Origin of the sequence: Methanolobus sp. ZRKC2 (assembly GCF_045291185.1) — an archaeon.
GTDB lineage: Archaea > Halobacteriota > Methanosarcinia > Methanosarcinales > Methanosarcinaceae > Methanolobus.
Map to the genome: position 1 here is coordinate 2,399,823 of NZ_CP146980.1, position 23,304 is coordinate 2,423,126.

The 23,304-nt window shown below is 42.5% G+C and carries 25 protein-coding genes; 16 read left to right on the top strand and 9 right to left on the bottom strand.

Features of this window, described 5'->3' with window-relative positions; translation table 11 throughout:
* Window positions 1-2 precede the first annotated feature (2 nt).
* Entirely contained in the window at window positions 3-3,647 is a 3,645-nt protein-coding gene (locus V7O62_RS11550) for an S-layer protein domain-containing protein (RefSeq protein ID WP_406656478.1), read from the top strand.
* A gap of 16 nt (window positions 3,648-3,663) precedes the next feature.
* Here V7O62_RS11550 and V7O62_RS11555 read toward each other — a convergent pair whose 3' ends face one another.
* Window positions 3,664-4,185, bottom strand: a complete 522-nt coding sequence (locus V7O62_RS11555) for a helix-turn-helix domain-containing protein (protein WP_406656479.1) — start codon at window positions 4,183-4,185, stop codon at window positions 3,664-3,666.
* Window positions 4,186-4,340: 155 nt separating this feature from the next.
* Here V7O62_RS11555 and V7O62_RS11560 point away from each other — a divergent pair, with 155 nt between their 5' ends.
* From V7O62_RS11560 to V7O62_RS11570, 3 genes are all read left to right on the top strand, one after another.
* A complete protein-coding gene (locus V7O62_RS11560; RefSeq protein WP_406656480.1) occupies window positions 4,341-5,351 on the top strand; it encodes an ABC transporter substrate-binding protein in 1,011 nt (336 codons plus the stop codon).
* A gap of 90 nt (window positions 5,352-5,441) precedes the next feature.
* Window positions 5,442-6,284: an ABC transporter permease gene (locus V7O62_RS11565; protein ID WP_406656481.1), complete on the top strand. Its 843-nt coding sequence runs from the start codon at window positions 5,442-5,444 to the stop codon at window positions 6,282-6,284.
* Window positions 6,284-7,045 (top strand): ABC transporter ATP-binding protein, encoded by a 762-nt coding sequence (locus V7O62_RS11570; RefSeq protein WP_406658295.1) that lies wholly within the window; start codon window positions 6,284-6,286, stop codon window positions 7,043-7,045. Before V7O62_RS11565 ends, V7O62_RS11570 begins: the two co-directional genes overlap by 1 nt.
* Before the next feature lie 13 nt (window positions 7,046-7,058).
* Here the strand turns inward: V7O62_RS11570 and V7O62_RS11575 are convergent, their stop codons facing one another.
* Window positions 7,059-7,490 (bottom strand): polymer-forming cytoskeletal protein, encoded by a 432-nt coding sequence (locus V7O62_RS11575; RefSeq protein WP_406656482.1) that lies wholly within the window; start codon window positions 7,488-7,490, stop codon window positions 7,059-7,061.
* A gap of 244 nt (window positions 7,491-7,734) precedes the next feature.
* Between V7O62_RS11575 and V7O62_RS11580 the strand changes: the two genes are divergently transcribed.
* Window positions 7,735-9,774: a PAS domain S-box protein gene (locus V7O62_RS11580; RefSeq protein ID WP_406656483.1), complete on the top strand. Its 2,040-nt coding sequence runs from the start codon at window positions 7,735-7,737 to the stop codon at window positions 9,772-9,774.
* Here V7O62_RS11580 and V7O62_RS11585 read toward each other — a convergent pair.
* From V7O62_RS11585 to V7O62_RS11605, 5 genes are all read right to left on the bottom strand, one after another.
* Window positions 9,740-10,456, bottom strand: coding sequence for a prenyltransferase/squalene oxidase repeat-containing protein (locus V7O62_RS11585; protein WP_406656484.1), 717 nt, complete (start codon window positions 10,454-10,456; stop codon window positions 9,740-9,742). The two genes, V7O62_RS11580 and V7O62_RS11585, sit on opposite strands and share 35 nt — an antisense overlap.
* 26 nt (window positions 10,457-10,482) lie before the next feature.
* On the bottom strand, window positions 10,483-12,291 hold the full coding sequence (gene nrdD, locus V7O62_RS11590; RefSeq protein WP_406656485.1) for an anaerobic ribonucleoside-triphosphate reductase: 1,809 nt from the start codon (window positions 12,289-12,291) through the stop codon (window positions 10,483-10,485).
* A gap of 114 nt (window positions 12,292-12,405) precedes the next feature.
* Window positions 12,406-13,239: a P-loop NTPase gene (locus tag V7O62_RS11595; RefSeq protein WP_406656486.1), complete on the bottom strand. Its 834-nt coding sequence runs from the start codon at window positions 13,237-13,239 to the stop codon at window positions 12,406-12,408.
* A gap of 80 nt (window positions 13,240-13,319) precedes the next feature.
* Entirely contained in the window at window positions 13,320-13,640 is a 321-nt protein-coding gene (locus tag V7O62_RS11600; protein ID WP_406658296.1) for a DUF134 domain-containing protein, read from the bottom strand.
* A gap of 86 nt (window positions 13,641-13,726) precedes the next feature.
* Complete coding sequence (locus tag V7O62_RS11605; RefSeq protein WP_406658297.1) at window positions 13,727-14,527, bottom strand: undecaprenyl-diphosphate phosphatase; 801 nt, start codon at window positions 14,525-14,527, stop codon at window positions 13,727-13,729.
* Between the two features lie 243 nt (window positions 14,528-14,770).
* Here V7O62_RS11605 and V7O62_RS11610 point away from each other — a divergent pair, with 243 nt between their 5' ends.
* Entirely contained in the window at window positions 14,771-15,064 is a 294-nt protein-coding gene (locus tag V7O62_RS11610) for a hypothetical protein (RefSeq protein ID WP_406656487.1), read from the top strand.
* Between the two features lie 247 nt (window positions 15,065-15,311).
* Here the strand turns inward: V7O62_RS11610 and V7O62_RS11615 are convergent, their stop codons facing one another.
* Window positions 15,312-15,854, bottom strand: coding sequence for a PEF-CTERM sorting domain-containing protein (locus V7O62_RS11615; RefSeq protein WP_406656488.1), 543 nt, complete (start codon window positions 15,852-15,854; stop codon window positions 15,312-15,314).
* 220 nt (window positions 15,855-16,074) lie between these two features.
* Between V7O62_RS11615 and V7O62_RS11620 the strand changes: the two genes are divergently transcribed.
* The 8 genes from V7O62_RS11620 to V7O62_RS11655 all read left to right on the top strand — a co-directional run bounded on the left by V7O62_RS11620 (window position 16,075) and on the right by V7O62_RS11655 (window position 20,788).
* Window positions 16,075-16,521 carry a NifB/NifX family molybdenum-iron cluster-binding protein gene (locus V7O62_RS11620; protein WP_406656489.1) on the top strand — a complete coding sequence of 149 codons (447 nt, stop codon included), beginning with the start codon at window positions 16,075-16,077 and terminating at the stop codon, window positions 16,519-16,521.
* Between the two features lie 110 nt (window positions 16,522-16,631).
* On the top strand, window positions 16,632-17,015 hold the full coding sequence (locus tag V7O62_RS11625) for a NifB/NifX family molybdenum-iron cluster-binding protein (protein WP_406656490.1): 384 nt from the start codon (window positions 16,632-16,634) through the stop codon (window positions 17,013-17,015).
* Window positions 17,016-17,037: 22 nt separating this feature from the next.
* Window positions 17,038-17,889, top strand: a complete 852-nt coding sequence (locus V7O62_RS11630; RefSeq protein ID WP_406656491.1) for an ATP-binding protein — start codon at window positions 17,038-17,040, stop codon at window positions 17,887-17,889.
* Between the two features lies 1 nt (window position 17,890).
* Complete coding sequence (locus V7O62_RS11635; protein WP_406656492.1) at window positions 17,891-18,793, top strand: ATP-binding protein; 903 nt, start codon at window positions 17,891-17,893, stop codon at window positions 18,791-18,793.
* An 18-nt stretch (window positions 18,794-18,811) separates the two neighbouring features.
* On the top strand, window positions 18,812-19,396 hold the full coding sequence (locus V7O62_RS11640; protein ID WP_406656493.1) for a DUF1847 domain-containing protein: 585 nt from the start codon (window positions 18,812-18,814) through the stop codon (window positions 19,394-19,396).
* 25 nt (window positions 19,397-19,421) lie between these two features.
* Window positions 19,422-20,081 (top strand): MBL fold metallo-hydrolase, encoded by a 660-nt coding sequence (locus tag V7O62_RS11645; RefSeq protein WP_406656494.1) that lies wholly within the window; start codon window positions 19,422-19,424, stop codon window positions 20,079-20,081.
* A gap of 126 nt (window positions 20,082-20,207) precedes the next feature.
* A complete protein-coding gene (locus V7O62_RS11650) occupies window positions 20,208-20,387 on the top strand; it encodes a hypothetical protein (protein ID WP_406656495.1) in 180 nt (59 codons plus the stop codon).
* Between the two features lie 89 nt (window positions 20,388-20,476).
* The gene (locus tag V7O62_RS11655; protein WP_406656496.1) at window positions 20,477-20,788 is read left to right on the top strand and encodes a hypothetical protein; all 312 of its coding nucleotides are present in this window, start codon (window positions 20,477-20,479) and stop codon (window positions 20,786-20,788) included.
* A 32-nt stretch (window positions 20,789-20,820) separates the two neighbouring features.
* On the opposite strand, the gene V7O62_RS11660 is transcribed toward V7O62_RS11655, so the two are convergent.
* The gene (locus tag V7O62_RS11660; RefSeq protein ID WP_406656497.1) at window positions 20,821-22,260 is read right to left on the bottom strand and encodes a rhodanese-like domain-containing protein; all 1,440 of its coding nucleotides are present in this window, start codon (window positions 22,258-22,260) and stop codon (window positions 20,821-20,823) included.
* A gap of 150 nt (window positions 22,261-22,410) precedes the next feature.
* On the opposite strand from V7O62_RS11660, the gene V7O62_RS11665 reads away from it, so the two are divergent.
* Both V7O62_RS11665 and V7O62_RS11670 read left to right on the top strand, forming a co-directional pair.
* Window positions 22,411-22,761: a DUF1622 domain-containing protein gene (locus V7O62_RS11665; protein WP_406656498.1), complete on the top strand. Its 351-nt coding sequence runs from the start codon at window positions 22,411-22,413 to the stop codon at window positions 22,759-22,761.
* A gap of 98 nt (window positions 22,762-22,859) precedes the next feature.
* Window positions 22,860-23,282, top strand: coding sequence for a metal-dependent transcriptional regulator (locus tag V7O62_RS11670; RefSeq protein WP_406656499.1), 423 nt, complete (start codon window positions 22,860-22,862; stop codon window positions 23,280-23,282).
* The last annotated feature ends 22 nt before the right edge of the window (window positions 23,283-23,304 follow it).

A 23,304-nucleotide genomic window follows, 5' to 3' on the forward strand; every position in this document is an offset into this window, starting at 1 on the left:
TGATGTTTTTATGCAGTAGCACCGCCTTGGCGGTGGATGTTACTGCTGCTTTTACACCTAATACTACTTCTGGTGACGCTCCATTGTCCGTAGCTTTTACTGACAACTCTATTAATGCAAGCACATATGAATGGAATTTTGGTGATGGTAGTCCTAATTCCACAGTTCAGAGTCCTACACATACCTTCACAAGTGCAGGCACCTATGATGTTGTTTTGACTGCTATAAATGGAAGTGACTCCAATAGTACCGGCCAAACTATTACTGTCAATGCTGCTCCGACAGGCGTTAGTGCTAGTTTTACAGCTAACACTACCTCGGGCTCTGCTCCCCTGTCTGTAGCTTTCACTGACACCTCTACCAATGCAGCTTCCTATGAATGGAATTTTGGTGATGGTAGTCCTAATTCCACAGTTCAGAGTCCTACACATACCTTCACAAGTGCAGGCACCTATGATGTTGTTTTGACTGCTATAAACGGAAGTGAATCCAGTAGTACTGGTCAAACTATTACTGTCAACGCTGCTTCAACAGGCGTTAGTGCTAGTTTTACTGCTAACACTACTTCGGGCTCTGCTCCCCTGTCTGTAGCTTTCACTGACACCTCTACCAATGCAGTTTCCTATGAATGGAATTTTGGTGATGGTAGTCCTAATTCCACAGTTCAGAGTCCTACACATACCTTCACAAGTGCAGGCACCTATGATGTTGTTTTGACTGCTATAAACGGAAGTGAATCCAGTAGTACTGGTCAAACTATTACTGTCAATGCTCCTTCTTCAACTCCTCCTGTTGCTTCTTTCACAACAAATGTTACGGAAGGATCTGTTCCTCTTGATGTCGCATTTACTGATACTTCAAGTGATGCTACCTCGTGGGAGTGGAATTTTGACGACGGTAGTTCCAATTCCACAGAGCAGAATCCAAATCACACTTTCTCATCCGCAGGCACTTTCAATGTCACTCTGACTGCTATCAATTCTGATGGTTCAGACAGTGAAACCAAGGAAATAAAAGTCTATCAAAAGACCTACTATAGTGGTGACAGGATATGGGATGCCTCCGAAGGCCAGTCAACTACCTATACCTGGAATGCAAATAGTTTCTCAGGATTCTTCTATGATCTGGATTCCGGCATAAGCTCTGAAAGCATGACAATAACCGGTATTTCCAGATCCATCGGAGATGGCGATCTTGTTTATAAAACTGCTCCTGTAAAGACCGAATTCGAGCGCAGTGAGTGGGGTGAGTACAAGGTTGTCGGTTTCATGGCAGAGAAGTACTTCGCTGCATACACAGCAAATACAGATATTGACAATGTAGATGTCGTAAGTATGATGTCCGGCGGACAGCTCTCTAAAGTACTCATGGATAGTGATGACAAAAAATCTGTCTACTCCGGCGCTCATTTGACCCTTGAGGAGGATTACAGGCTCAATATCGTTGAGGTTGATAAGGATGGTGACAAGGTATTTGTCACACTCACCAAAGATGGGGATGAACTTGACAGTGGCGTAGTCTCTGGCGGAAGTGACTACATCTATAAGACTGACCTTGGTGACAGTGATGACGTGGTGCTCATAGCTATACATTTCGATGAGATATTCAGTGGTAGCGAGTCAAATGCTGTTTTCGTGGAAGGTATTTTCCAGATATCGGATGAGTACATTGAAGTTGACGACTACAGCGATGGTAAGATGGAGGTAAAATCTGTAAACTCTACCGAAATATTGATGGAGAACGATGACTCTATCTCTCTGAAAGCAGGTAATACCATTGAAATTATGGGGAAGATCAGTTTTATTGTTGCCGACAGCGATGATCTTAGGTTTGCTCCGTTCGTCGATATGACCGATCCGGGTACATATGAACTGCGTAGTACGGTAGTTGTAGGGGACACTCCATTTACATGGACACCTCTGAATTTTGAAGGCTTCTACTATGATATCGATGAGGGCATCCAGACTGAGACTCTCGAAATAGAGTCCATTTCAGGTAGGACAATCGATGATGATAAACTTGTTTACACTAGTAAACCAGAGCCTGTTCGTTTTGAACGTAGTACATGGGGCTCATTTAATGTAATTGGCTTCATGGCAGAGAAGTATTTTGCTGGCTATCCTTCAGATACTTTCGGAGACAGTGACAGTTATAACCTGCTTTCAAGCGGACAACTTTCCAAAGTGCTTATTGACGACGATGGCAAAAGGTCACTATATACTGGACAATCCCTCACCCTCGAGGAAGGATATGAGCTTGAAATAGAACAGGTCGACAAGAATGGTGACCGAGTACTTATCTCCCTTACAAAGGATGGTGATGAAGTCGATGAGGATGTGGTTTCAAGCAGAGATTCATACATCTACAAAAAAGACCTTGGTGACTCTGACGATGTTCCTATAATAGCTGTATACTTCGATGAGATATTTAGTGGTAGGGAATCAAATGCTGTCTTTGTGGAAGGTATTTTCCAGGTGTCAGATGATTACCTTGAACTTGAGGTTGGCGATAACTACGGTGATATGGAAATCACAAAACTTGGTGAAAGTATCATCATGAAGAATGAGGACTCCATTTCATTGTCCAGGGATAAGGACTTCGAAATAATGACGAACCCAGATGATGATGATGCGAGTATCAGCGTCAAGGTTGCAGATTCCGATACACTAAGATATTACTTCTATGTTGAGGAAAAAACCGGGCCAACAGGTACATTGAGTGTCGATCTTGACAAATCTGTTGTTACTGAAGATGAAGAAGTAATCATCACGGTAACTTCTCGGGGAGCAGCTATCAGTGATGCAACGGTGAAAGTTGAGGACGTCTCTATCGGAAAGACTGATGCTGAAGGAATTATTACCTATACTGCAGATCAGGTCGGCGATCTTGAGATTATAGCTGAGAAAACCGGCTATACTTCAGGCAGCGAAGATCTGGAAGTAATCTCTCCTGATGATGAGACAAAGAAGCTAATCATTGAGGTGTCACCAGATGATGTTTATGAGGGTACCTCTGCAACTATCTTTGTCCTCAAGGCAATAGGTGGGGATACTATCCAGGGTGCTGAAGTGACCCTTGATGGTAAATCAATTGGCTCTACTTCCCTTGATGGTACAATAACCCATACGATGACAGATGCAGGTATGCACAAGATCAAGGCAACAAAGTCCGGGTACATTGATGCGGAACTGGACATTGAGGTTCAGGAACTTGCAGCAAAGTTCGAGTTCACAAACCTGCGCACAGCACCACTGGATGTAAAAGAGGGCAATGAGGCTACCATCAGTGTTGATGTCACAAATGTAGGCACAGCAGCGGGTGAGTATACAGTTGACCTTAGGGTAAACAACACAGTTGTTGATTCTCAGATTATCAATCTTGGTATTGATGAATCTACGACTGTAGAGTTCAAGCACACCGAAGAAGAAGCTGGTACCTACGTCATAAAAGTTCAGGATCTGGAGAAGACCTATGAGGTGTTTGAAGGATCTGGCATTGTATGGTATGCTCTCGGAGCAATCGTGCTTATTGGTGCGGGAGGTCTTGGTTATCTTTTCACTGCCGGAGGATGGACCGTTGAGATTGCCCAGGCAAAGATAGAAGAAGCAATACGTGCACTTCAGGAGTTAGTCGGAAATCTCCGATAAACTCCTTTTAAAATTTTTAATTTATTTTTTTGGATACAATCTCTACAGCTTCAATAAGACTGTTTTTTGGCATAATTGTCGCAACGGGAATTCTCAGTATTTTTTCCACGGTAGGACTGACTATCGGCGCACAAACAAGTGCTTTTGCACCATCCCTCTCGGCTCTTACGGCTGCAATAATGGCTTCTTCCATGGATGTCGCGGAATATTCCCTAATTGTGCAGAGTGTCCCGCATATTTTCCTCTTTGTCTCACTGATATTGTCCAGTACAGGACGTGCAGCGATGACTGCTATGAACTCTCCTTTCTCGGTTCCTTCTATTTTTTTAATTGTACGGACTATCTGGCGAAGGGTTTTCATGTTTGGTTCTCTTTTTCCCGACATGACCTTGTACAGTGTACTCTGGGGTATCTCCGCCTTTTCTGCAAATTCAACAGCAGTAAGGCCAAGGTCTTCTTTAATGACCTTTGATATTACTTCACGAAAAGTTTCGTCAGACTCGAAAACAGCGTCAATCACTTTATCAGCAGCATTCATTCTTTTTGCATCCCTATTTGTACTAACATAATGTCCTATTAAGGCAATGTAATGTCTGTTATTAATACTTTTGGGAAATATTATCCACTTTCAGGGCAATATATATAATATATATTGTCTGAATTTTAGTTATCTACCAGTAAAAAGGTGATTGTATGAATAGCAGAAAGTTTTTAAAATCATCCACATTCTTGATATTAATTGTTTTTATGATATCAGCCGTACTCGTTTCAGGCTGTGCAGAGCAGGAACCAGAAGAAACAACAGTAACGGAGATTACTTTCGGTTACCAGCCAAGTACCCATCAGGTAGCTTATCTGATGGCAAAAGATAAAGGATGGTGGGCTGAGGACCTCGGTCCCCTGGGAATTGAGACCATCGATGATAAAGTGTTCCCCACAGGTGCTCCTGAAATGCAGGCAATGCTTTCCGGTGAGATCGATGTTGCATATGTAGGAGCAGCTCCTGTTATATCTGCACTGGCAAGTGGCCTAGATGCAAAGATAGTTGCGGCAGTGCAGACACAGGGTTCTGATGTCGTACTGCGCACCGAGCTTCCATACGAGAGTCCCGAGGACCTTAAGGGTCTGAAGATCGCCACTTTCCCCCCGGGCACTATCCAGGATACTCTTCTGAGGAACTGGCTTGCAGAAAATAATGTTGATCCTGATGCTGATGTAACCATTGTGCCAATGGGTCCCGGAGATGCAATGACAGCAATCTCAGCCAATCAGGTTGATGCAGTTTTCCTGCCACATCCCGCACCTACTCTCATTGAGGAGGAAGGTGTCGGAAGATCTGTTGTATCCTCTGGAGAGGTACAGGAGGATCATGCCTGCTGTGTTGTCGCTGTGAGTGGTGAACTTATCCGTGAGAATCCTGAGGTCGTACAGCAGATCGTAGAAACCCATACACGTTCAACAGAGTACGTTTCTGAGAACACGGACGAGGCTGCACAGGTATTTGCCGATGACCAGGACTGGGATATTGAAGTAGTTAAAGCGTCCATTTCTGATTGGGATGGTAGCTGGGTTTCTGATCCATCTCTTGTAGTCAATTCAACAGTGGACTATGCCCAGGTACAGTATGAATTAGGTTATATCAGTACTGAACTTGAAGAAGATGACATATTCGATCTGAGCTTCTATGAAGCTCAAGATCAATAATTTTTTCATATTGATGACAACTTTGAATACTGATTAAAACATTTACACACCGGTCTTATAGAGCGCTGCTCTTCACATTCCGGAGGAATCATGGTCAAGGGACGTTTTGGAACTTTAAAAGGTAAAGGTGTGGAGATATTTTCTATAATCTCTGCACTCATAATATGGCAACTAGTAGCTGTTTACAGCGTGCAGAACAAGTTCTTTCTTCCAAGCTTCACAGATGTATCTCTGGCATTTTACTCTGTAATAACTAATGTGCAGACAAATTTCCCTCTGGACATGTTCTTATTTTCCGGGGAAATACCTGTTCCGGTACTGGCCGTAGATCTGTACTACAGCCTGATGCACTTTTTTATAGGTTTGGTAGCCGCTCTGATTATTGGTATACCGGTGGGTATGATCATGGGATGGTTCAAATCCGTAGAAAGGGTGTTTGATCCCCTGATAGAAATTGTGCGTCCGATACCGCCGCTTGCGTGGATTCCCTTTGCTATCATATGGATAGGCCTCAATCCTTTCGGAGCCGGTTTCCTTATATTCATCGGGGCTTTGTTTCCCATAATAATCAATACTTTTACCGGCTTTAAGAACATCCCGAAGATATACGTTGAAGCTGCAAAGGTTCTCGGATGCAACAAAGACCGTGACCTCATAAGGCAGGTAGCGCTTCCGTCGGCACTTCCCTCAATCGCTGCGGGTATACGCATTGCCATGGGTGTGGGTTGGATGTGTCTTGTTGCAGCCGAAATGTTCGGTGTTAGCAGGAATGGCCTTGGTTTCAAGATATGGCATCACTACTATCTGCACAATATGGATTATGTACTCGTTTACATGCTTGTGCTTGGGTTCCTGGGGCTTCTGATTGACAAACTGCTCAGAGGATATATCGATGGCAGGCTCCTTAAATGGCGTACCGGAGTGGTGATGTAATGGGCAGAGTAAGCGTGAAGGGAGTTTCCCGTAAGTTCGTGAAAAGTGATGTTTCTCAGACTCTGGCTCTTGATAACATCGATCTGGATATCGAAGATAAGGAGTTTGTCTGCTTCATCGGACCTTCAGGATGCGGGAAGACAACACTTTTGAGAATAATCTCGGGCCTTGATACTCCGGATGAAGGTGAGGTTTTTGTAGGTGATGAGAAGATCACATCGCCAGGACCCAAAAGGGGTATGGTATTTCAGGAATATTCTCTCTTTCCATGGAAATCGGTTATCGATAATGTGATCTTTGGTCCCCAAATGAGGGGAGTTAAGAAGGAAGATGCTCTGAAGGAAGCTGAAAAGTATCTCGATTTTGTGGGCCTGACCCAGTTTAAGGATAGTTATCCCCATGAATTATCAGGGGGAATGAAACAAAGAGTTGCCATCGCCCGTGCACTGGCAAATGAACCTGAGGTTCTTCTTATGGACGAGCCTTTCGGAGCCCTGGATGCACAAACCCGCAATTCCCTGCAGCACGAGCTACTGAACATCTGGCAAAAAAAGCATCTTACAGTTCTCTTTGTCACTCACAGTGTCGATGAGGCGGTTTTCCTTGCCGACAAGATAGTGATGTTTACAGCGCGTCCCGGCAGGATCAAGGAAATTACCAAAGTTAATGTCCCAAGACCCCGTGATAGGACAAGCATGGAAGCCAATCGGCTTCGTAATCATCTCCTGAAAATGCTTGCAGAAGAACAACAAAAAAAGTAATCATGAAGTAATTTTATTCGGAACGAACTATTACTTTAGTTCCTGCTTTTATCTCTTTTACATTTACCTGTCCGACGAGTTCGAGCACTTCACTGGCCTTTACAAACCCTACAGTACACCCGGGACGTATTGAAATGACCTTTCCGGCAGTAATTGATCCCTCGACATTTACCCTGTCGAAAAGTTTCAGGTCATTTGCGGCTTCTACATCACCCTTTATCTCTGATCTGGAACCTATGACGATGTCATCAGCCATGATATTTCCTTTGACAGAGGAACCTTTTCCGAGTTCCAGAGTTCCTTTGACATTGAGGTTTTTCCAGAAGCCTGATCCTGCTCCGACAATGAAGTTCCCATCAATATTGATGTCTCTCTCAAAATAGGATCTTTTACCGGCAATATAAGTGTTGGATTCCTCATGATATTTTATGAACTCTTCACTCATCGCATTCACCTTATTTACTTAACACCTTTGTTTATTATAACTTCTGCTCAAAACTTCTGTGAACAGGCGAAGGACATTTATATCTATCTATATAAAGAATTGCTCACTTAAATTTCAATCAGTCTGTTTACGGCAATGCAAATAAAAAATATTATATATTACTAAGTATATACAATTGCGTATCTCTAAACATTTTGAAATTATATCTGGTATGTGGCTGGTTTTCATGGATTAAGGTGTATGGATGGAATGTCGTAAAAAGAATCACGAATTATCAGAAAACACCGAGCAAAATTGCCCTTCGGAAGTTGATTCAAATTCTCTATTCACCGGTAATCTCTCTTACGATGAATTAGATCTAGCAAAAGGTTTTTTTGACCTGGTAAATGCCTTTATCCTTGTGATTGACAATGATCACAACGTTGTCTCCATTAACCGAAAGGCCGAATCCTTATCCGGCTATGATATCCGGGAAATCGAAAATAAAAATTGGTTCGAGACATTTATACCGGAGAACTCACGGAAGTCAGTGAAAGAAAATTTTTTTTCGGAAAGTTGTGAAAATACTGACACGGCATATTCCGTTAAGTGTTCCTTACTTAGTAAGAGTGGCACGGAAATAAGCATGGACTTAAATGTCACCATACTCAAAAACAAGGATGATTCTTCGAATGGTTTTCTTCTGACAGGTAACGATATAGCTCAAAGGGAGGCAGCAGAAAGAGAATCCGAAGCTATTGTAGAGAAAGAAAACGAAAAGCTTCTGTCCTTTCTTGAATCTGCCACCTATGCAGTGATTTTTTCTGACTCAAGCGGTCACATAACGCTCTGGAACAAGGCAGCACGTGAATTATTTGGATACGAGGCGAATGAAATTCTGGGTGAACCTCTTACTCTCATCATGCCCCGGCGGTACAGGAAAGCCCATGAGGGTTGGGATCAGATCATATCTATAGGTAAATCTCCTGTAGTAGGCCGGATATTTGAGGTAACAGGTCTTCGAAAGGATGGCAGTGAATTCCCCTTGGAGATTTCAATTACAACTACCCGTGTGAAAGGAGAAGTGTTCCACGGCGCTTTTATAAATGACATCTCCAAACGTAAGATGAAAGAGCGTCTGATGACCATCTCCAAAAACAAGTATCGTATGATATTCGAGAAATCACCTCTTGGTATTTTCCATTTTGACGAGAGGGGTGTAATCACACAGTGCAATGAGAACTTTGTGAAGATTGTAGGTGCTCCTGAAGAAACAGTGATCTCCGCTATAATGGGCTTCAATATGCTCGAGTCCTTCAAGGACGAATCTATCAAAAAGGCTATACAGCAGGTCCTTGCGGGTATTCCTGCCAGGTACGAGGATAATTTCGACTCTCCATTTTCAAATAAGGTCATTCCCATCAAAGCTGAATTTAGTCCGGTGATATCCGAAGAAGGCAAATTAATGGGTGGTGTATGCGTTGTCGAAGACTTCACCGAGCGTAAGGCTGCAGAAGAAGCCCTGAACAAGTACGCAGAGGAACTTGCAAGGGCTAATGAGGAACTTAAGTCCCTTGACCGGATGAAAGATGAGTTCCTCTCAAATCTCAGGCATGAACTAACTACACCACTGATTCCGATTAAAGGTTACAGTGAACTGATGTTTGACGGAGCTCTGGGAGAACTGAGCGAAAAACAACATGATGCCATGGAAAAGATTATGCTTAGTTCTGAAAGGCTTAAAAGACTGATCGATTCGCTTCTTTATGTAAGTATAACGGAAGGCGGCAGCGTAGATTACACTTTTATTCCTCTTCGATTAGCAGAGGTCGTTGAATCTGCATTACATGACAGGTCACCGGAAATAATAAGCAAAAGCCACACGATTGAAAAGAATCTCCCGATTGATCTTCCTTTTATAGAAGGGGATCTGGATTACCTCAGGAATGTGTTTGTAAACCTCATTGATAATGCTGTGAAGTTTACTCCTGACAAGGGATCTATAAATATATCAGCCATCAATGAAGATGATAAAATCCATTTGAAAATCATGGATAATGGAATTGGTATCGAAAATGAGGATATATTGAATATATTCAATAGGTTCTATCAGGTGGATGGTTCATCAACTCGCAAGTATGGCGGGAACGGCCTTGGTCTCTACATTTGCAAGAAGATAGTCGAAGCCCATAACGGAAGTATCTGGGCTGAGAGCAAACAGGGTACAGGTACTACTATCCATGTAACTCTTCCTGCCAAACAGAAAGATACTAAAAACCAATCTTCTCCAGAGAAGCAAGAGTAATAAGAGTCAATGCTGTCGTATTGATGTCCCCTTCATTTTTTCCCCATGATCCGTTGAAATTCATTCTGTCCAGTAACCAATGGATGGGTTCTTCGAGTTCATTGTCGTATCCTGCAAGTATCAAAGCCTGCATTACTATGTTGCTTGTGGCGATGGTTTTCCAGGCTCCTTTGTAAGTACGTTTTGATAAAATCCATTCGGCACGTTCGGATATGAATTCTTTGATGTCTGTATTCTCAATTTTGTTGAGTTTTTCCTGTTTGGTCAGGGCACTGATTATCAAGGCTGTTGTGCCGGGATGCTCCCATGCGGGTCCGTAGTTCTCAACAAGCCACAAGCAAGCTTTTCTGTCATGAACTCCCATATCGGCAAGGGATGAAAGGACATATGCAGTATCATAAACATCGTTGTTCCATGATGCCCCATCCTTCTGCTTTGAAAGCAGCCATTCCACTACTTCCGGGTAAATGACATTTCTGGAAGCAAGTGTTGAAGCTGCCCTTGCGGTATCTCTCAAAGATTCTTCCCAACAACCTTCTCTCTTCAAGCTTATAAGTTCCGGGGCAAGATCTGTTTCTATATTCCAGAGATCGCATGCTAGGATAGTACGTGAAAGCTCTTTCACACTACGGACATCCCTGGAAGAAATCCAGCTAAATGTTTCCTCAATTTGGAACTGCATGCATTTCCAGATGCCAGCCGATTATTTTATTCTTTTGCAGAGCAGTTATATCTGTGTCTTTCCTCGTATTCCATGCGTTTGCCTGGATTCCAGTTGCTGACATGTCCATAGTAGCCTGTGACCCTGGAAATATGATCTACCACATTTTCTCCGCAAAGTGAACATTTCTCCATCTTTCCATGCGTTGTATGTCCGCTGGTGCAGATGGAAAAATCAGGAGACAGGCAGAAGTATGCAAGTTTTGTACCTGCAAGTTTTCTGATGAATTTGCTCAGCCCCTCAGGATCGGGAGTACTTTCTCCTATCCATATGTGGCATATGGTGCCCCCTGTAAAATAAGGGTGGAATTCGGATTCGATATTTATCCTCTCGATCAGGGAAATTCCGCTGTTGTACGGGACATGGGTTGAGTTAGTATAATAAGGGATATCCGCAGTGCCCTGTACATTTGCACTGGTTCCGTATTTGGTGTGGTCAATCAGGGCAAACCTGTAGGCTGTGCTCTCTGCAGGTGTCTGTTCCAGTGTATATTCAATGCCATCAGCCAGTGAAAATTCTATAACTTTTTCAGCTATATGCCGGATTATCTCCTGCCCTTTTTGCTGTTGCTCTATCAGTGACTCACCTGTCAGGTTCAAAAGGCACTCGTTCAGGCCGACAATTCCGAAGGTCAGATGACGTTTTGAAAAGTCATAATATGGAATGCCTTCACTGGTGCTGTTTAATAACCAGGGTAGCAGTCCCCATTCATAGAGTGATTTTCTAATGATTTCATTGCCTTCCAGCAATGCTTCGCGACTAATTTCCATAACCTTGTCAAGCTCTGCATAGAAATCATTGTGGGAATTAATCCCTGCGGATATTCCGGGCAGGTTGATCGAAACTACCTTGTTCGAACCGGTTCCGACCCCTCCTGCGCTCCATATTCCTCCGGAATGTTTTGCAAGCAAACGGCAGCACATTGCTTGAACTGTTTCTTCTTCAAGGTAATCAGCTGCAAGGTTGAGGAAGTAAGGTGCACCGGTGGATGAAGTTGCTTTCATTGTACTGTGCCAGAGTTCGTCATCAAAGTCAATATCCTCTGTTATTGCTGTCGTGATAAGTGGGAAGGTAAAGGGTGCTCCACTTCCGTCTCCATTGGCTGCTACTTCCATGAAAGCCTTGTATATGGCCCTTGCTTCTTTCTCGAAATCTTCGTATGTTTCGTCCAGTAATCTGCCGCCAAATATCGCTCTTTCTTTCCTGAGCAGAGGTGGACATTTGATTCGAAGTCCGATATTGGTAAAAGCACTCTGGGCACCTATACGGTTTGACTGGTTCATCTGGAACATGAATCCCTGGATTGCCTGTCTTAATTTCTCTTCACCAATATCATCGTAGTGCAGATGCGGAGCGAGTAGCCAGTTGAACATATCAATAGCCTGTGCTCCTGCAAAGAACTGCTGTGAATGCAACATAAAAGACATTGAATGATACAGTGCAACTTCAAAGTGCTTTGCGGGAGAACTGACTGCATCAGGTAACTTCAGGCCGTCCATGAGGAAAATTCTTGCATCTATTCCGTTGCAATAGGGCTTGAACGGGCTGTGAAGATCGTGGATGTGTATGCTGCCATTAAGGTGGGCATTTGCTACTTCTTTTGAGTAAAGTTTCTCAAGAGCATACCTTTTCTTGATTTGTGTTGCAAGGTATAGGTCGATGACTGAAGGGCTAGTGCGTGTATTCGAGTTTTCTTTGAGCAGCCAGATACTATCGGATAATACTTCATCAACGAGTCCAATGGGATCCATAAAACCAAGTCTGTCTACATTATTGCTGTTACTTTCCACTCCCATGATTGAATATCCTTCTTGAAGGACTATAAAGGTAACTATGTAAATTACAGAGCAAGCGACTAAAGAAAAAGTGAAAAAAGATAAAAAGAGTGAAGAAAATCTATTTAATTGAATTTATTTCTTGAAATTCTCCACGCTGTCAACGATTTTATTGAATTCTTTGAACCACTCAAGGTCATTGTTTCCTTCAAGATGTACTCTTCCGTGGTCCTCTATTTCTGCAACTGCAGGGTCTATGGGTAATTCTCCGATAACATCTACATTAAAATCTGCTGCAGCTTTTTCAACTCCACCCATTCCGTAGATATCTATCTTTTCATCACAGTGCGGACATTTCATGGCACCCATGTTCTCCACAATACCAATTACAGGAACATTGAGCATACTTGCAAATGTAAGGGATTTCCTGACACTCAGAAGAGCTACATCCTGCGGGGTAGTTACGACTACAGCACCATCAAGCTTCTCGATAAGCTGCGCAATGCTCAGAGGCTCGTCTCCGGTTCCGGGAGGCAGGTCTATGAAAAGGTAATCCAGCTTGCCCCATGCAACCTCTTCCAGGAACTGTTTTATGGCTGCCATCTTTGCAGGTCCCCTCCATATGACAGGTGAATCCTTGTCTTCTATCAGGAGTGCTATGGACATGACAGTCAGATTTTCGGTTACAGGTATGGGGATGATACCTTCCTCGCCGACATTGGGCTTTTCATCTTCTATCCCGAACATCTTGGGAATGCTTGGTCCGTGTATGTCAGCATCAAGCAGACCTACCTTATATCCACGATCTGCAAGGCGTGCAGCAAGGTTTGCAGCAACAGTACTTTTACCAACGCCTCCTTTTCCGCTCATGACCATTATCTTGTTCTTGATAGCTCTCATCTGCTTGATGAGTTTTGGTTCTTCAGGTTTCTCTAATAGAGCTTCAGGGCTCTGGATATTTTGTGCCATTTAATTTCCTCTTTGAAAAATTGTAGTTTGAATCTATTTCCTAAGTAGTATTTGCTAAGCAACTATAATGCGGATAAGAATCATTGTTGCTCTTTTCCGGTTTCGATGTTATCCGCACCTGCAATCTCAATAGCCATGCCAGCTATAAGCGCTAATGCTACCTTTTTTCTTGCATTTTGAAGGTCTTCCCAGAATGCACGTCTTGAAATTCCCATGTTAAAAGCCGCATCTTCCTGTGTCATACCTTCAAGGTCGACTAGCCTTAACGCTTCCAATTCTTCGATGGCAAGAGATACGGTCTCAAGTTCTCTGAGGGGAATTCCTCTTGGTTTGAAGTAAAAGGCTTCAGGTGAGCACTCCACTCTTCTTGGGGACCTGGGTCTTCCTCTGCATTTCATCAGTTTTCCTGAAGGATATGCCTGTATTTAAATTTTATCAGAATACTTTAAGTATTTGTTCTCTTATGTGCTTAATTCCCAGTCCCTTCTTACAAAAAGTATGCCAGAAGACTTAGCAATCCGAGAGCTATGCAAAATATGGCAAAATCAAATTTCCGGGCTATTTTTATGAAAGCGTCAATTGTCACTATACCAAAGACAAATGCAAATAACAGTGCCAGCAGAGAATTAGCATCGATCGTCAGCATTCCCATCGCTGCGACCCCTACATCTGCGACCAGTACTGCAGGTATGCTCATGAGAAAACTCAGTTTCAGTGCCTGGCTTGCATCGAAGTTCCTAAGCAGAAGTGAGGAAACAGTGATTCCGGAGCGGCTTACTCCCGGAAGTGCGGCAAATCCCTGTGCAATCCCCGTGACAAGGGAGTCACTTAATGAAGGCTGCTCTTTTCTTGTCATCTTTTTTGAGGCACTTATCTGCAAAACACCGGTAAATATCAGCAGCAGACCTATAAAAGCAGTTGCCATTTTACCGGAGATATCTTCCGCACCTGTCGCAAGAATGATCAGTGGCAAACCTATCAGGCCTGTCAACATCGTTGATACGATAAGGAAAGTGATGACTGGTTGTTCTTCACTTGCGCCTGAACTCAGGTTTTTCACATATTGGGGTATATCTTTCAGTATTTCCGTTACATCTTTCCTGAAATATATGGCCGCTGAGAGCAGTGTTCCCGTATGCAGCCAGATGGATATTGGCAATGCTTCAGCAAGTGTTTTGCCAAAAACATTGATCATCAAAAGAGATGTCATTCCTTCGCTGCTGATGGGTAGCCACTCTGCCACTCCCTGAACTATGCCAAGTATGACCGCCTCAAAAACTGTTAACATCACGCTTTATCTTCTTTATTTGTATATATATTGCTTGGTTATATTGAGATTGCCAAATTGGTTAATCAGAATTTATTACTTGCATTTTCTTTTTTTTAGACTCCCTTTACTTGGCAGTTCGGGTTTAATTTTTCAGTAATTTGAAAAGATAAATTCAAAGCATCATTAAAATAAAAAATGCTCTACGAGTGTTTTTATATTGTTTCAGTGATAAGTAAGCGAACATCTGAGGGAGATTATTTTATGACAAAACAATACATCAATAATATTGGAGTCTTCTCGTTTGGGAAAATCCTTGCAGTGATTTGCGGAATCCTTGGACTTGTAGCTGGACTCTTTATGAGTCTTATAACTCTTGGAATGGGGCTTATGATGGGATATGCAGTCCTTAACATAGGACTGGTTTCTGGATTTGGAACGATAATAGCGATGCCTATCGTATGCACGGTGATCGGATTCGTAGGCGGTGTGATCATAGCGGTGATTTTCAATGGGATTACAGGACTTGCTGGTGGTCTGGAAGTTGATATCGAATAGATCGTTCATATGAGAACGATTATTTCTTTTTTTAGTCTGACCAGAGTGATGGCTGTCTGTAAATTCTCATTTTGAATTAACAAAAACAGGTATCTAATTCAAGAATCTACAACCTTAATTTTGGAAGTTCAGGCACCTATAGTGCAAAATAGGTGACTACTCATTTCACAACGCATGTGCCTCTTGTTATAGTATTCTTTTATTTGGTAGAGTCTGTTAAGAAAAAAGAGCTGATGAGAGAATAAGTTTATTCTCTCTTTCTGAACACAAATGCGAGACCGATTATAACAATCATTGGGAGTGCAATTGTTGGGAACTCTGGAATTTGATTGTAGCATAAATTATTGTATTTTATCGAATTTACACATGGACTTCCACTTGATAATCCAACACTTACTATGGGCACATCGACACTTTCAATTACCAATTTTTTTTCGGTAAACCACCAAAAATTGTACTTTTTATCATTCAGTACGTCACCGTTTACAAGAATCGCATCCATGTTGCCCTTCCATGCATCTTCGAATTCAATTGAAACCGATGTTACTGCTGGAGAAAAGGAAATTGTGGTTACGTGATTATCTGGGTTATGAAACCCTAGATCTGTTCCCCAACATTTTGTGTCAACAACTTTTGCTCCATCTGAGAATGTTACTCCCAAATCCGCATAAGTATCACCTATTTCTTCACCTACTACCAATCGACCTTCATCGAAGGTTATGCATACTCCATCTGCACTTGCTGTTCCTATCAGGAGGAATAAAGCAAGTAGCATGTAAATCATTCTCATTTTTAGTACCACCTAACTTTGATTTAGTTAATAAGTTTTTATGGATTATTCAAATATAAACTTTATTATTTAATTTTATAAGTGGTGGTTAATAAAAGTTGTAAAGTGTAATATTTTCTTAACTTAGTGAAATTATCCACTACTTTTTTGTTTATCTTTTCTGCTTTAATGTGCAGAAATATATATACATTGTGGATAACTTATTTATATTTTCACTCTTATGTTCTTAATTGTTTATCCCGCAAGTAGTCCGATATTTGGTATTTCTATTCCAACAAGGACATTGTCGGCTCACAGGACAGTGAAGAAAATGAAAATATGTATCACATCTATGTCAGACAACCTTGAGGCTTCAGTAGATCTTCATTTTGGAAGATGCAGGTATTTCATCATTGTAGATCCTGATTCAATGGAATTCGAAGTGATTGATAATGCAAGCTTATCAGCTTCCGGGGGAGCTGGTGTCCGGGCAGCACAGCAAATAATCAACAAGGATGTAGCGGTTCTTATTACCGGAAGTGTCGGTCCTAATGCGTTTTCACTTCTCTCCGCTGAAGGAATCGGAATATTTTCTTCCCGGGCCGGGTCGGTAGTAGATGCGGTTTCAGCTTACAGGGCCGGATCACTGGAAAAAATAGAGTCACCGAATTCTCCTGGTAAAAGATAAACCGGAGTTTCCGGGTTAGAAGTGGATCTCAGGGAATTATTACCATGCGGATGATTCTATGAAATTATCGAAGTAAACAAAACAGTATGAATAAAATATAAGGTGATATTATGAAAATTAGCGTACCATCAATGGGACAGGGCGGAACTGATGACGTGGTTGGTCAACATTTCGGAAAAGTTCCTGTCTATACAGTATACGATACTGATACGGAAGAAGTCTCAATTATCGCAAACACAAGTGAACATAATGGAGGCTCAGGCCTTCCTCCTGAACTTATGTCTGAAGCCGGTGTGAATGTAATGCTTTGCGGAGGACTTGGAAGAAAGGCTGTTACAATGTTTGAGCAGTTTGGGATAGATGTTTTTGTCGGTGCATCGGGTAAAGTTACAGATGCAATTGATGCCTGGAAGTCTGGAAAGCTTTCAAAGGCAACTCAGGACAATTCATGTGCCGGCCATGATCATGACCATAGTCATGTGCACTGCAATTGAAATTATCTGAAAAGGGAAGAGTATGAAGATTGCTATTGCAAGTGGCAAAGGCGGTACGGGCAAGACGACAGTAGCAGTCAATCTTGCCCTGTCGCTGAATGAGGCTAAATTGGCTGACTGTGATGTAGAGGAGCCGAATTGCAACATTTTCCTTCGCTCATGCCTTGAAAATTACCAGGACGTAGTGATCCCTGTTCCAGAGATTGATGAGACCAAGTGCATTCAATGTGGTAAATGTGCACAATTCTGCCAGTATAATGCCATTGCAATTCTTTCCAGCGGCCCGATGCTTTTCCCTAAATTGTGCCACGGATGCGGGGGTTGCATCATTGTTTGTCCTGAGGATGCCATAAATGAATTCAGGCGGACGATCGGTGTCGTTGAGAGAAGCAAAGCGGACTTTGATATTGATCTCTGGCAGGGTCGGCTCTTCACAGCTGAGCCAATGGCATCTCCTGTGATAAAATGCCTCAAGGGCAACATCGGTGGAGACGGAATTACAATAATCGATTCTCCTCCCGGAACTGCCTGCCCTGTGATAGCTTCTATAACAGATGTTGATCACTGTGTGCTTGTAACGGAGCCTACTCCTTTCGGACTTAATGATCTGATACTTGCAGTAGGGCTTGTAAGGCAACTGGAAATACCTTTCGGGATTGTCATAAATCGTGCTGGTGTAGGAGATGAGCTGATTGAGAACTACTGCAGGTCTGAAAAAATTCCCATTCTGATGAAGATTCCTGATGAGGGGCAAATAGCAGTGTTGTACTCGGAAGGTGTTCCGTTCGTGACGCAAATGCCCGAATGGAAAGAACGTTTTCTTCTAATGTTCGGGGATATCTGCAGACAGGTATCGGACAGCATGGAGGGCTGAAATGGTAAAGCAGCTAACTATAATCAGCGGTAAGGGCGGTACCGGCAAAACTACTGTCAGCTCGGTTTTTGTTTCTCTGGCAGAGAATGCAGTCATAGCTGATTGTGATGTGGATGCCGCAGACATGCATCTGATAATGAGTCCGGAAATAATAGAAAAAAAAGACTTCTATGGTCTGAAAGTTGCAAGCATTGACCGGGAGTTGTGTACTTTCTGCAGCAGCTGCCGGGGATCATGTCGATTCGGTGCAATAGATGATGATTTTCAAGTTGATGTTTATGGATGTGAAGGATGTGCTGTTTGCGAATACGTTTGCCCTTTCGATGCTGTCACAATGGTTGATCGCAAAGCAGGAGAAGTTTTTATTTCCATGACTCGATTCGGACCCATGGCACATGCAAAACTGGGCATCGGTGAGGAGGCGAGTGGCAAACTAGTCTCGGTTGTCAGGAACACTGCTCGTGATCTTGCCTTAAAGCATGATAAAGATGCTATTATCATTGATGGTCCTCCCGGAACCGGCTGCTCTGTTATAGCAGCAATAACGGGTGTTGATCTTGTACTGGTAGTGTCAGAACCTACACTTTCAGGCGTTCATGACCTTGAAAGAGTGCTTGAAGTTGTGAAGCATTTCAGGATACCTGTGCTTGTGTGCATCAACAAATCCAATGTCAACGAAAAGAATACTCGGATGATCCAGGATTATTGCATGGCTCAGGAAATAGAAGTGGTAGGTGTCCTTCCCTATGATCGAACACCGACAGCAGCAATGGTGGAAGGTAAGACGGTTACTGAGTATGTTGACAACAATTTCAGTTCCGGCATTTGCTCCATGTGGGAAAGGGTCCGGGAATATTTGTTTGCCGAAAGAAATTCCTGTGGTGTGGACCTAATCAATTCTTAGCCGAATGCTGGCAAGCTGGTGATAGACAATATGAAGTGTGCATTCTGTGATGAAAAAAAATGTCGTGAAGGCAAGGATTGTGTTGGCCTGACGGATAATACAATTTATGAGGGATCTGATCTGACATCCATGAAGATATCTGCCTCCATCGAAGCTCAATACTATATGCAGAAAACAAGGCTTGAGGAATTGATACTTTACTCTAAGAAAATGGAGTACAAGAAGCTGGGTCTTGCTTTTTGTGTTGGTCTTGAGAAAGAAGCAAAGGTCATCCAGAGAATACTCGAAAAGGATTTCGAAGTATCTTCCGTTTGCTGCAAGGTTTCGGGTATTGATAAGGATAAATACGCTCTTGAGAAACTGCATCCCGGTAATTTTGATCCGACATGCAATCCGATCGCTCAGGCAGCATTGCTCAAAAACAAGGAAACTCAGTTAAATATCATCGTTGGCCTCTGCATCGGTCATGATATATTGTTCACACAGCACTCTGCTGCTCCGGTCACGACCCTTATAGTAAAGGACAGGGTGCTTGCACACAATCCTGCAGGTGCTATATATTCAGACTACTACCTGAAGAAAACTTTTTGCCTGGAGGAATAAGCAATATGTATTCAGGGGCATCAGGATGAAATTGACTGTTGTTTATGACAATGAGGCAAAAGAAGGTCTGCAAGAAGGCTGGGGATTTTCCTGTTTCATCGAGACTCCGGAAAAAAATATCCTGTTCGATACTGGCTGGGATGGTCATTTGCTCCTGGCAAATATGAGCCGGCTTTCAATATCTCCTATGAATATTGACACCCTTGTGCTATCTCATCAGCATTGGGATCATATCGGAGGTTTGCCTACTATATTGGATGTGAAACCGGATATGGAGATTTATGTGCCTGCAAGCTTTTCTCCCCATCTTCGAAGGGATGTTTCTTCGAGGTGTCAGGTTCTCCATGAGATAAAAGATGCTGAAGATATATGCAAAAATGTCTATACGACAGGAGAACTTGGAACAGATATCAGAGAACAATCTCTTGTAATTGATTCTGGCAAAGGTTTCTTTGTTGTAACAGGCTGTACTCATCCGGGACTCAAGACTGTATTAGATTCTGCATCCGTTTTCGGTGAAGTTACAGGCATTATCGGTGGCCTTCATAACAGTCATGAATATGATCTGTTAGGTGGGATGCAACTAATAGGTGCAGGCCATTGTACCACACATAAGGATAAGATCCGTGAAAAGTATCCGGATTTTTTTGAGGATATATTTGCTGGTTATATCAGGAAATTTTGATCCACTGAAGATTTTTACAACTTTCTTTCATGCATCCTTTTTTAATGTTGTTTTGTAATTATCAATAGTTATCTATTTTCGCAATCCTTTTATCCTATTAGAAAAGATGTTTCATAGGGGAAAGGTATGGTACATTCTACGAATAAAAATCATGGCACCTTTGCACATGTGGTGCAATCCATTCCTGATTACTCCGAGATAGTCATACTGATATTGTTTCTGGCATTGCTATGGCTATCTTCTGATGAGATTGCGGACTTTACGCATCTGTTACGTGATGCATTCATATATCGTGGTGTTCCCTGAGTGTATTGGCTGTATCTTGGCTATGTTGGGGACAGTAGATCGTAAAAGTACGTAAAGAGAAGCAAAATTCAAGGCAAAGGGGGGTTTGCATGGTAGAAAAGAAGGTTATTGTCAATAAGGTAGGAGTATCTTCTCTCGGGATTGTAGTTGGATGCGTATATGCTCTTTTCGGACTGGTAATCGGAGCAATTATGACTTTAATATCAATTCTGGGGGCTTTGGCCGCACAGAGTTTTGGTGCTTTTGGTGCAATTAGCCTGCTATTTGGTGTCGGGTCTATAATCCTGCTTCCAATATTTTATGGAATAATAGGAATTATAGTAGGGATACTGGCTGCATGGTTCTATAACATGGTAGCCAAATGGATAGGAGGAATTAAACTGGAAGTTGGAGTTAAATAAAACCAACTGGTGTAAACAGGTTGATACCTGTTTCACGCATCCTCTTTTATTGTGTTTTTCGAATCAGAAAATGGTGCCCAGGGAAGTACGCATCTGGGGCATTCGGGTCCGTAACCTGCAGCAGCATAGCCAGTCATACCACCCGCTACATTGTATATTTTCTCAAATCCTTTTTGCTTGAGCAGGCTGCACCCCATGCTTGATCTTTGTCCTGAACCGCACATAAGTGCAATTTCAGCATTTTTGTCAAGTTCATTAAATCGCTCACGCAACTCATGAACTGGGATATTTATTGAATTGTGGATATGGAAGTTCTCATACTCCGAAGCGGATCGTACATCCACGATTACCAGATCGCTGACTCCTGTAATCTTGCGATGGAGCTCAACAATTGATATTTGAGGTACGTGGCTGGTCTCAAGTCCTGCTGTGACCCATCCGAACATTCCTTCTTCAAGGAAGCCTTCGATCATGTCAAGTCCTACTCTGTGAAGCTGGATGCATGCTTCAAGTGCCTGTCCATAATTATCCGTAACAAGCAGGATATTCTTGTCAGGAGGGATCAGCCAGCCTGCATATGTTGCAAAATTACTATTCAGGTCTATACTGTATGCGTTCCGGATGTGTTGTCCTCCGAAGGATTCAAAACTACGGATATCCAGTATAGCTGTGTCCTTCCTTCCTGCCAGTTCCACAAAGTCTTCGTTATTCAGTGCCTTTATGGGTACCAGTCTTTTGATAGGCAGGGGACCTTCTTTATTTATTCCGGTGCACCTGCTGAAATGGTCCGGAGCATCAGGCATACTGTTAGTCAGAATATCGATGAAATCATTTATTTTTTTTATATTAAGGGCATAATTATACAACCTCTCATAACCGATTGTGCTCGTTCTTTTGGAAGCCATCGCACGGCCGCAAAGAGAGCCAGCTCCGTGGGCCGGATAAACTTCGCAAAAATCGGGGAGTGAGAGAATCTTTTCATGGAGACTGTGATAAAGTTTAGTGGCGAGTTCTTCCGCTCTCCCTGGAAACAGGTCCGGCCTGCCCACATCACCTACGAACAGTGTATCTCCACAGAAAAGGGCAACAGGCTCTTCTCCTCTGGATGTGTCGGCTACTATATAGGATATATGTTCCGGGGTATGTCCCGGAGTTTCAAGCACTTCGATCTTCATATCCTCAATCATGAAGGAATCTCCTTCTGAAAGGGGTATATGCTCAAAGTCACATTCGGCGGTTTTCGGGGCATATATTTTTGCACCTGTCCTTTCAGCAAGATCTATATGACCGGATATGAAATCTGCGTGAAGGTGGGTTTCCAGTATGTGTGTGATCCTGACACCAAGTTCTCTTGCATGTTGCACATAAAGATCGGTGTCCCTGCGAGGGTCTATCACTGCACAGGTCCGGTTTCCGCTGAGTATGTATGAACTGTGCGCTATTCCTTCTGTAAAATACTGCTGTATTATCATAGTCTTTCCATTCCCCTGGATTTCTATGTAATTCTAATTCAGGATATTACAAATAAATTTTCAATAGGCTGAATTGTTTCTGGAACCGGGTACGAAAATTATTTTAGCTCGATGATTCCAATCTATATTGGGTTTTGGAGATGGGGGCATATGGTGGGAATGGAGAATTTTGCCGGACTAAGTCAGACGGTATTAATTATTTTTCAAGTATTTCTCACGGCTGTGGGAATGTTTTTGATCATTTACGGTGGTGTTCTTGCAGCAGTTGAGATTTTTATTCATGAATTCCGCAAAAAAAAATATCCTTACACTCACATCAGGCATCAGTTCACGGATAAGATCCTTTTCGGTCTTGAGTTTTTGATAGCTGCGGATGTTATACTGTCTGTTATGAATCCAAGTATTTCTGATTTATTGTCCCTGAGTGTTCTGGTTATTGTCAGGACAATACTTGGTTACTTCCTCAGTAAGGAAGTGGAAGAATATCAATTTGAAGAGTGAGTGCATATAATTTGATTTTTGGATAAACTCCAAAAATAACGTATTTTTTTGGCCAAAATTCAAAAAGAATATATACCTCCTGTAATAAAGCATATCCTATGCAGGAAATCACAGGGCTTGAACTGTCTCCTAAAAAAGTGGAGTATCTTAAGTTCCTCTCCAAAAAGGGGGAACTTGTAAGGACGACGGATATATCTGCGCAGTTAAAAGTAGATCCGTCTACTTCTACAAAGACCATCAGTGACCTTGCACAAACCGGTTATGTGGAGCATATCCCGTACCGTGGTGTGAAGCTTACTGAGGAAGGTCGCAGGTATGCTGAATTTCTTGTAAACAGGCATAATATACTGAGTCTAATGTTGAGTCATTATGGATTGTCGCCGGAATCTGCATGTGAGGAAGCATCACGTTTCGAGTCATTTGTTTCCAAATCTGCAGTTGATGCGATATGCAGCTCTATGGGTCATCCTACAGTTGGTGTCTGTGGCAAGATCAAGCACGTTTCGTGTAATATTTCCTGATATTGTTATCTGGTTAAATTTG

Bases quoted from the DNA above. Each gene is read 5' to 3' on its own strand.
- V7O62_RS11550 (WP_406656478.1), top strand. From the start codon at position 3: ATGTTTTTATGCAGTAGCACCGCCTTGGCGGTGGATGTTACTGCTGCT.
- V7O62_RS11555 (WP_406656479.1), bottom strand. From the start codon at position 4,185: ATGAATGCTGCTGATAAAGTGATTGACGCTGTTTTCGAGTCTGACGAA.
- V7O62_RS11560 (WP_406656480.1), top strand. From the start codon at position 4,341: ATGAATAGCAGAAAGTTTTTAAAATCATCCACATTCTTGATATTAATT.
- V7O62_RS11565 (WP_406656481.1), top strand. From the start codon at position 5,442: ATGGTCAAGGGACGTTTTGGAACTTTAAAAGGTAAAGGTGTGGAGATA.
- V7O62_RS11570 (WP_406658295.1), top strand. From the start codon at position 6,284: ATGGGCAGAGTAAGCGTGAAGGGAGTTTCCCGTAAGTTCGTGAAAAGT.
- V7O62_RS11575 (WP_406656482.1), bottom strand. From the start codon at position 7,490: ATGAGTGAAGAGTTCATAAAATATCATGAGGAATCCAACACTTATATT.
- V7O62_RS11580 (WP_406656483.1), top strand. From the start codon at position 7,735: ATGGAATGTCGTAAAAAGAATCACGAATTATCAGAAAACACCGAGCAA.
- V7O62_RS11585 (WP_406656484.1), bottom strand. From the start codon at position 10,456: ATGCAGTTCCAAATTGAGGAAACATTTAGCTGGATTTCTTCCAGGGAT.
- nrdD (WP_406656485.1), bottom strand. From the start codon at position 12,291: ATGGGAGTGGAAAGTAACAGCAATAATGTAGACAGACTTGGTTTTATG.
- V7O62_RS11595 (WP_406656486.1), bottom strand. From the start codon at position 13,239: ATGGCACAAAATATCCAGAGCCCTGAAGCTCTATTAGAGAAACCTGAA.
- V7O62_RS11605 (WP_406658297.1), bottom strand. From the start codon at position 14,527: ATGTTAACAGTTTTTGAGGCGGTCATACTTGGCATAGTTCAGGGAGTG.
- V7O62_RS11610 (WP_406656487.1), top strand. From the start codon at position 14,771: ATGACAAAACAATACATCAATAATATTGGAGTCTTCTCGTTTGGGAAA.
- V7O62_RS11615 (WP_406656488.1), bottom strand. From the start codon at position 15,854: ATGAGAATGATTTACATGCTACTTGCTTTATTCCTCCTGATAGGAACA.
- V7O62_RS11620 (WP_406656489.1), top strand. From the start codon at position 16,075: ATGTTCTTAATTGTTTATCCCGCAAGTAGTCCGATATTTGGTATTTCT.
- V7O62_RS11625 (WP_406656490.1), top strand. From the start codon at position 16,632: ATGAAAATTAGCGTACCATCAATGGGACAGGGCGGAACTGATGACGTG.
- V7O62_RS11630 (WP_406656491.1), top strand. From the start codon at position 17,038: ATGAAGATTGCTATTGCAAGTGGCAAAGGCGGTACGGGCAAGACGACA.
- V7O62_RS11635 (WP_406656492.1), top strand. From the start codon at position 17,891: ATGGTAAAGCAGCTAACTATAATCAGCGGTAAGGGCGGTACCGGCAAA.
- V7O62_RS11645 (WP_406656494.1), top strand. From the start codon at position 19,422: ATGAAATTGACTGTTGTTTATGACAATGAGGCAAAAGAAGGTCTGCAA.
- V7O62_RS11650 (WP_406656495.1), top strand. From the start codon at position 20,208: ATGGTACATTCTACGAATAAAAATCATGGCACCTTTGCACATGTGGTG.
- V7O62_RS11655 (WP_406656496.1), top strand. From the start codon at position 20,477: ATGGTAGAAAAGAAGGTTATTGTCAATAAGGTAGGAGTATCTTCTCTC.
- V7O62_RS11660 (WP_406656497.1), bottom strand. From the start codon at position 22,260: ATGATAATACAGCAGTATTTTACAGAAGGAATAGCGCACAGTTCATAC.
- V7O62_RS11665 (WP_406656498.1), top strand. From the start codon at position 22,411: ATGGTGGGAATGGAGAATTTTGCCGGACTAAGTCAGACGGTATTAATT.
- V7O62_RS11670 (WP_406656499.1), top strand. From the start codon at position 22,860: ATGCAGGAAATCACAGGGCTTGAACTGTCTCCTAAAAAAGTGGAGTAT.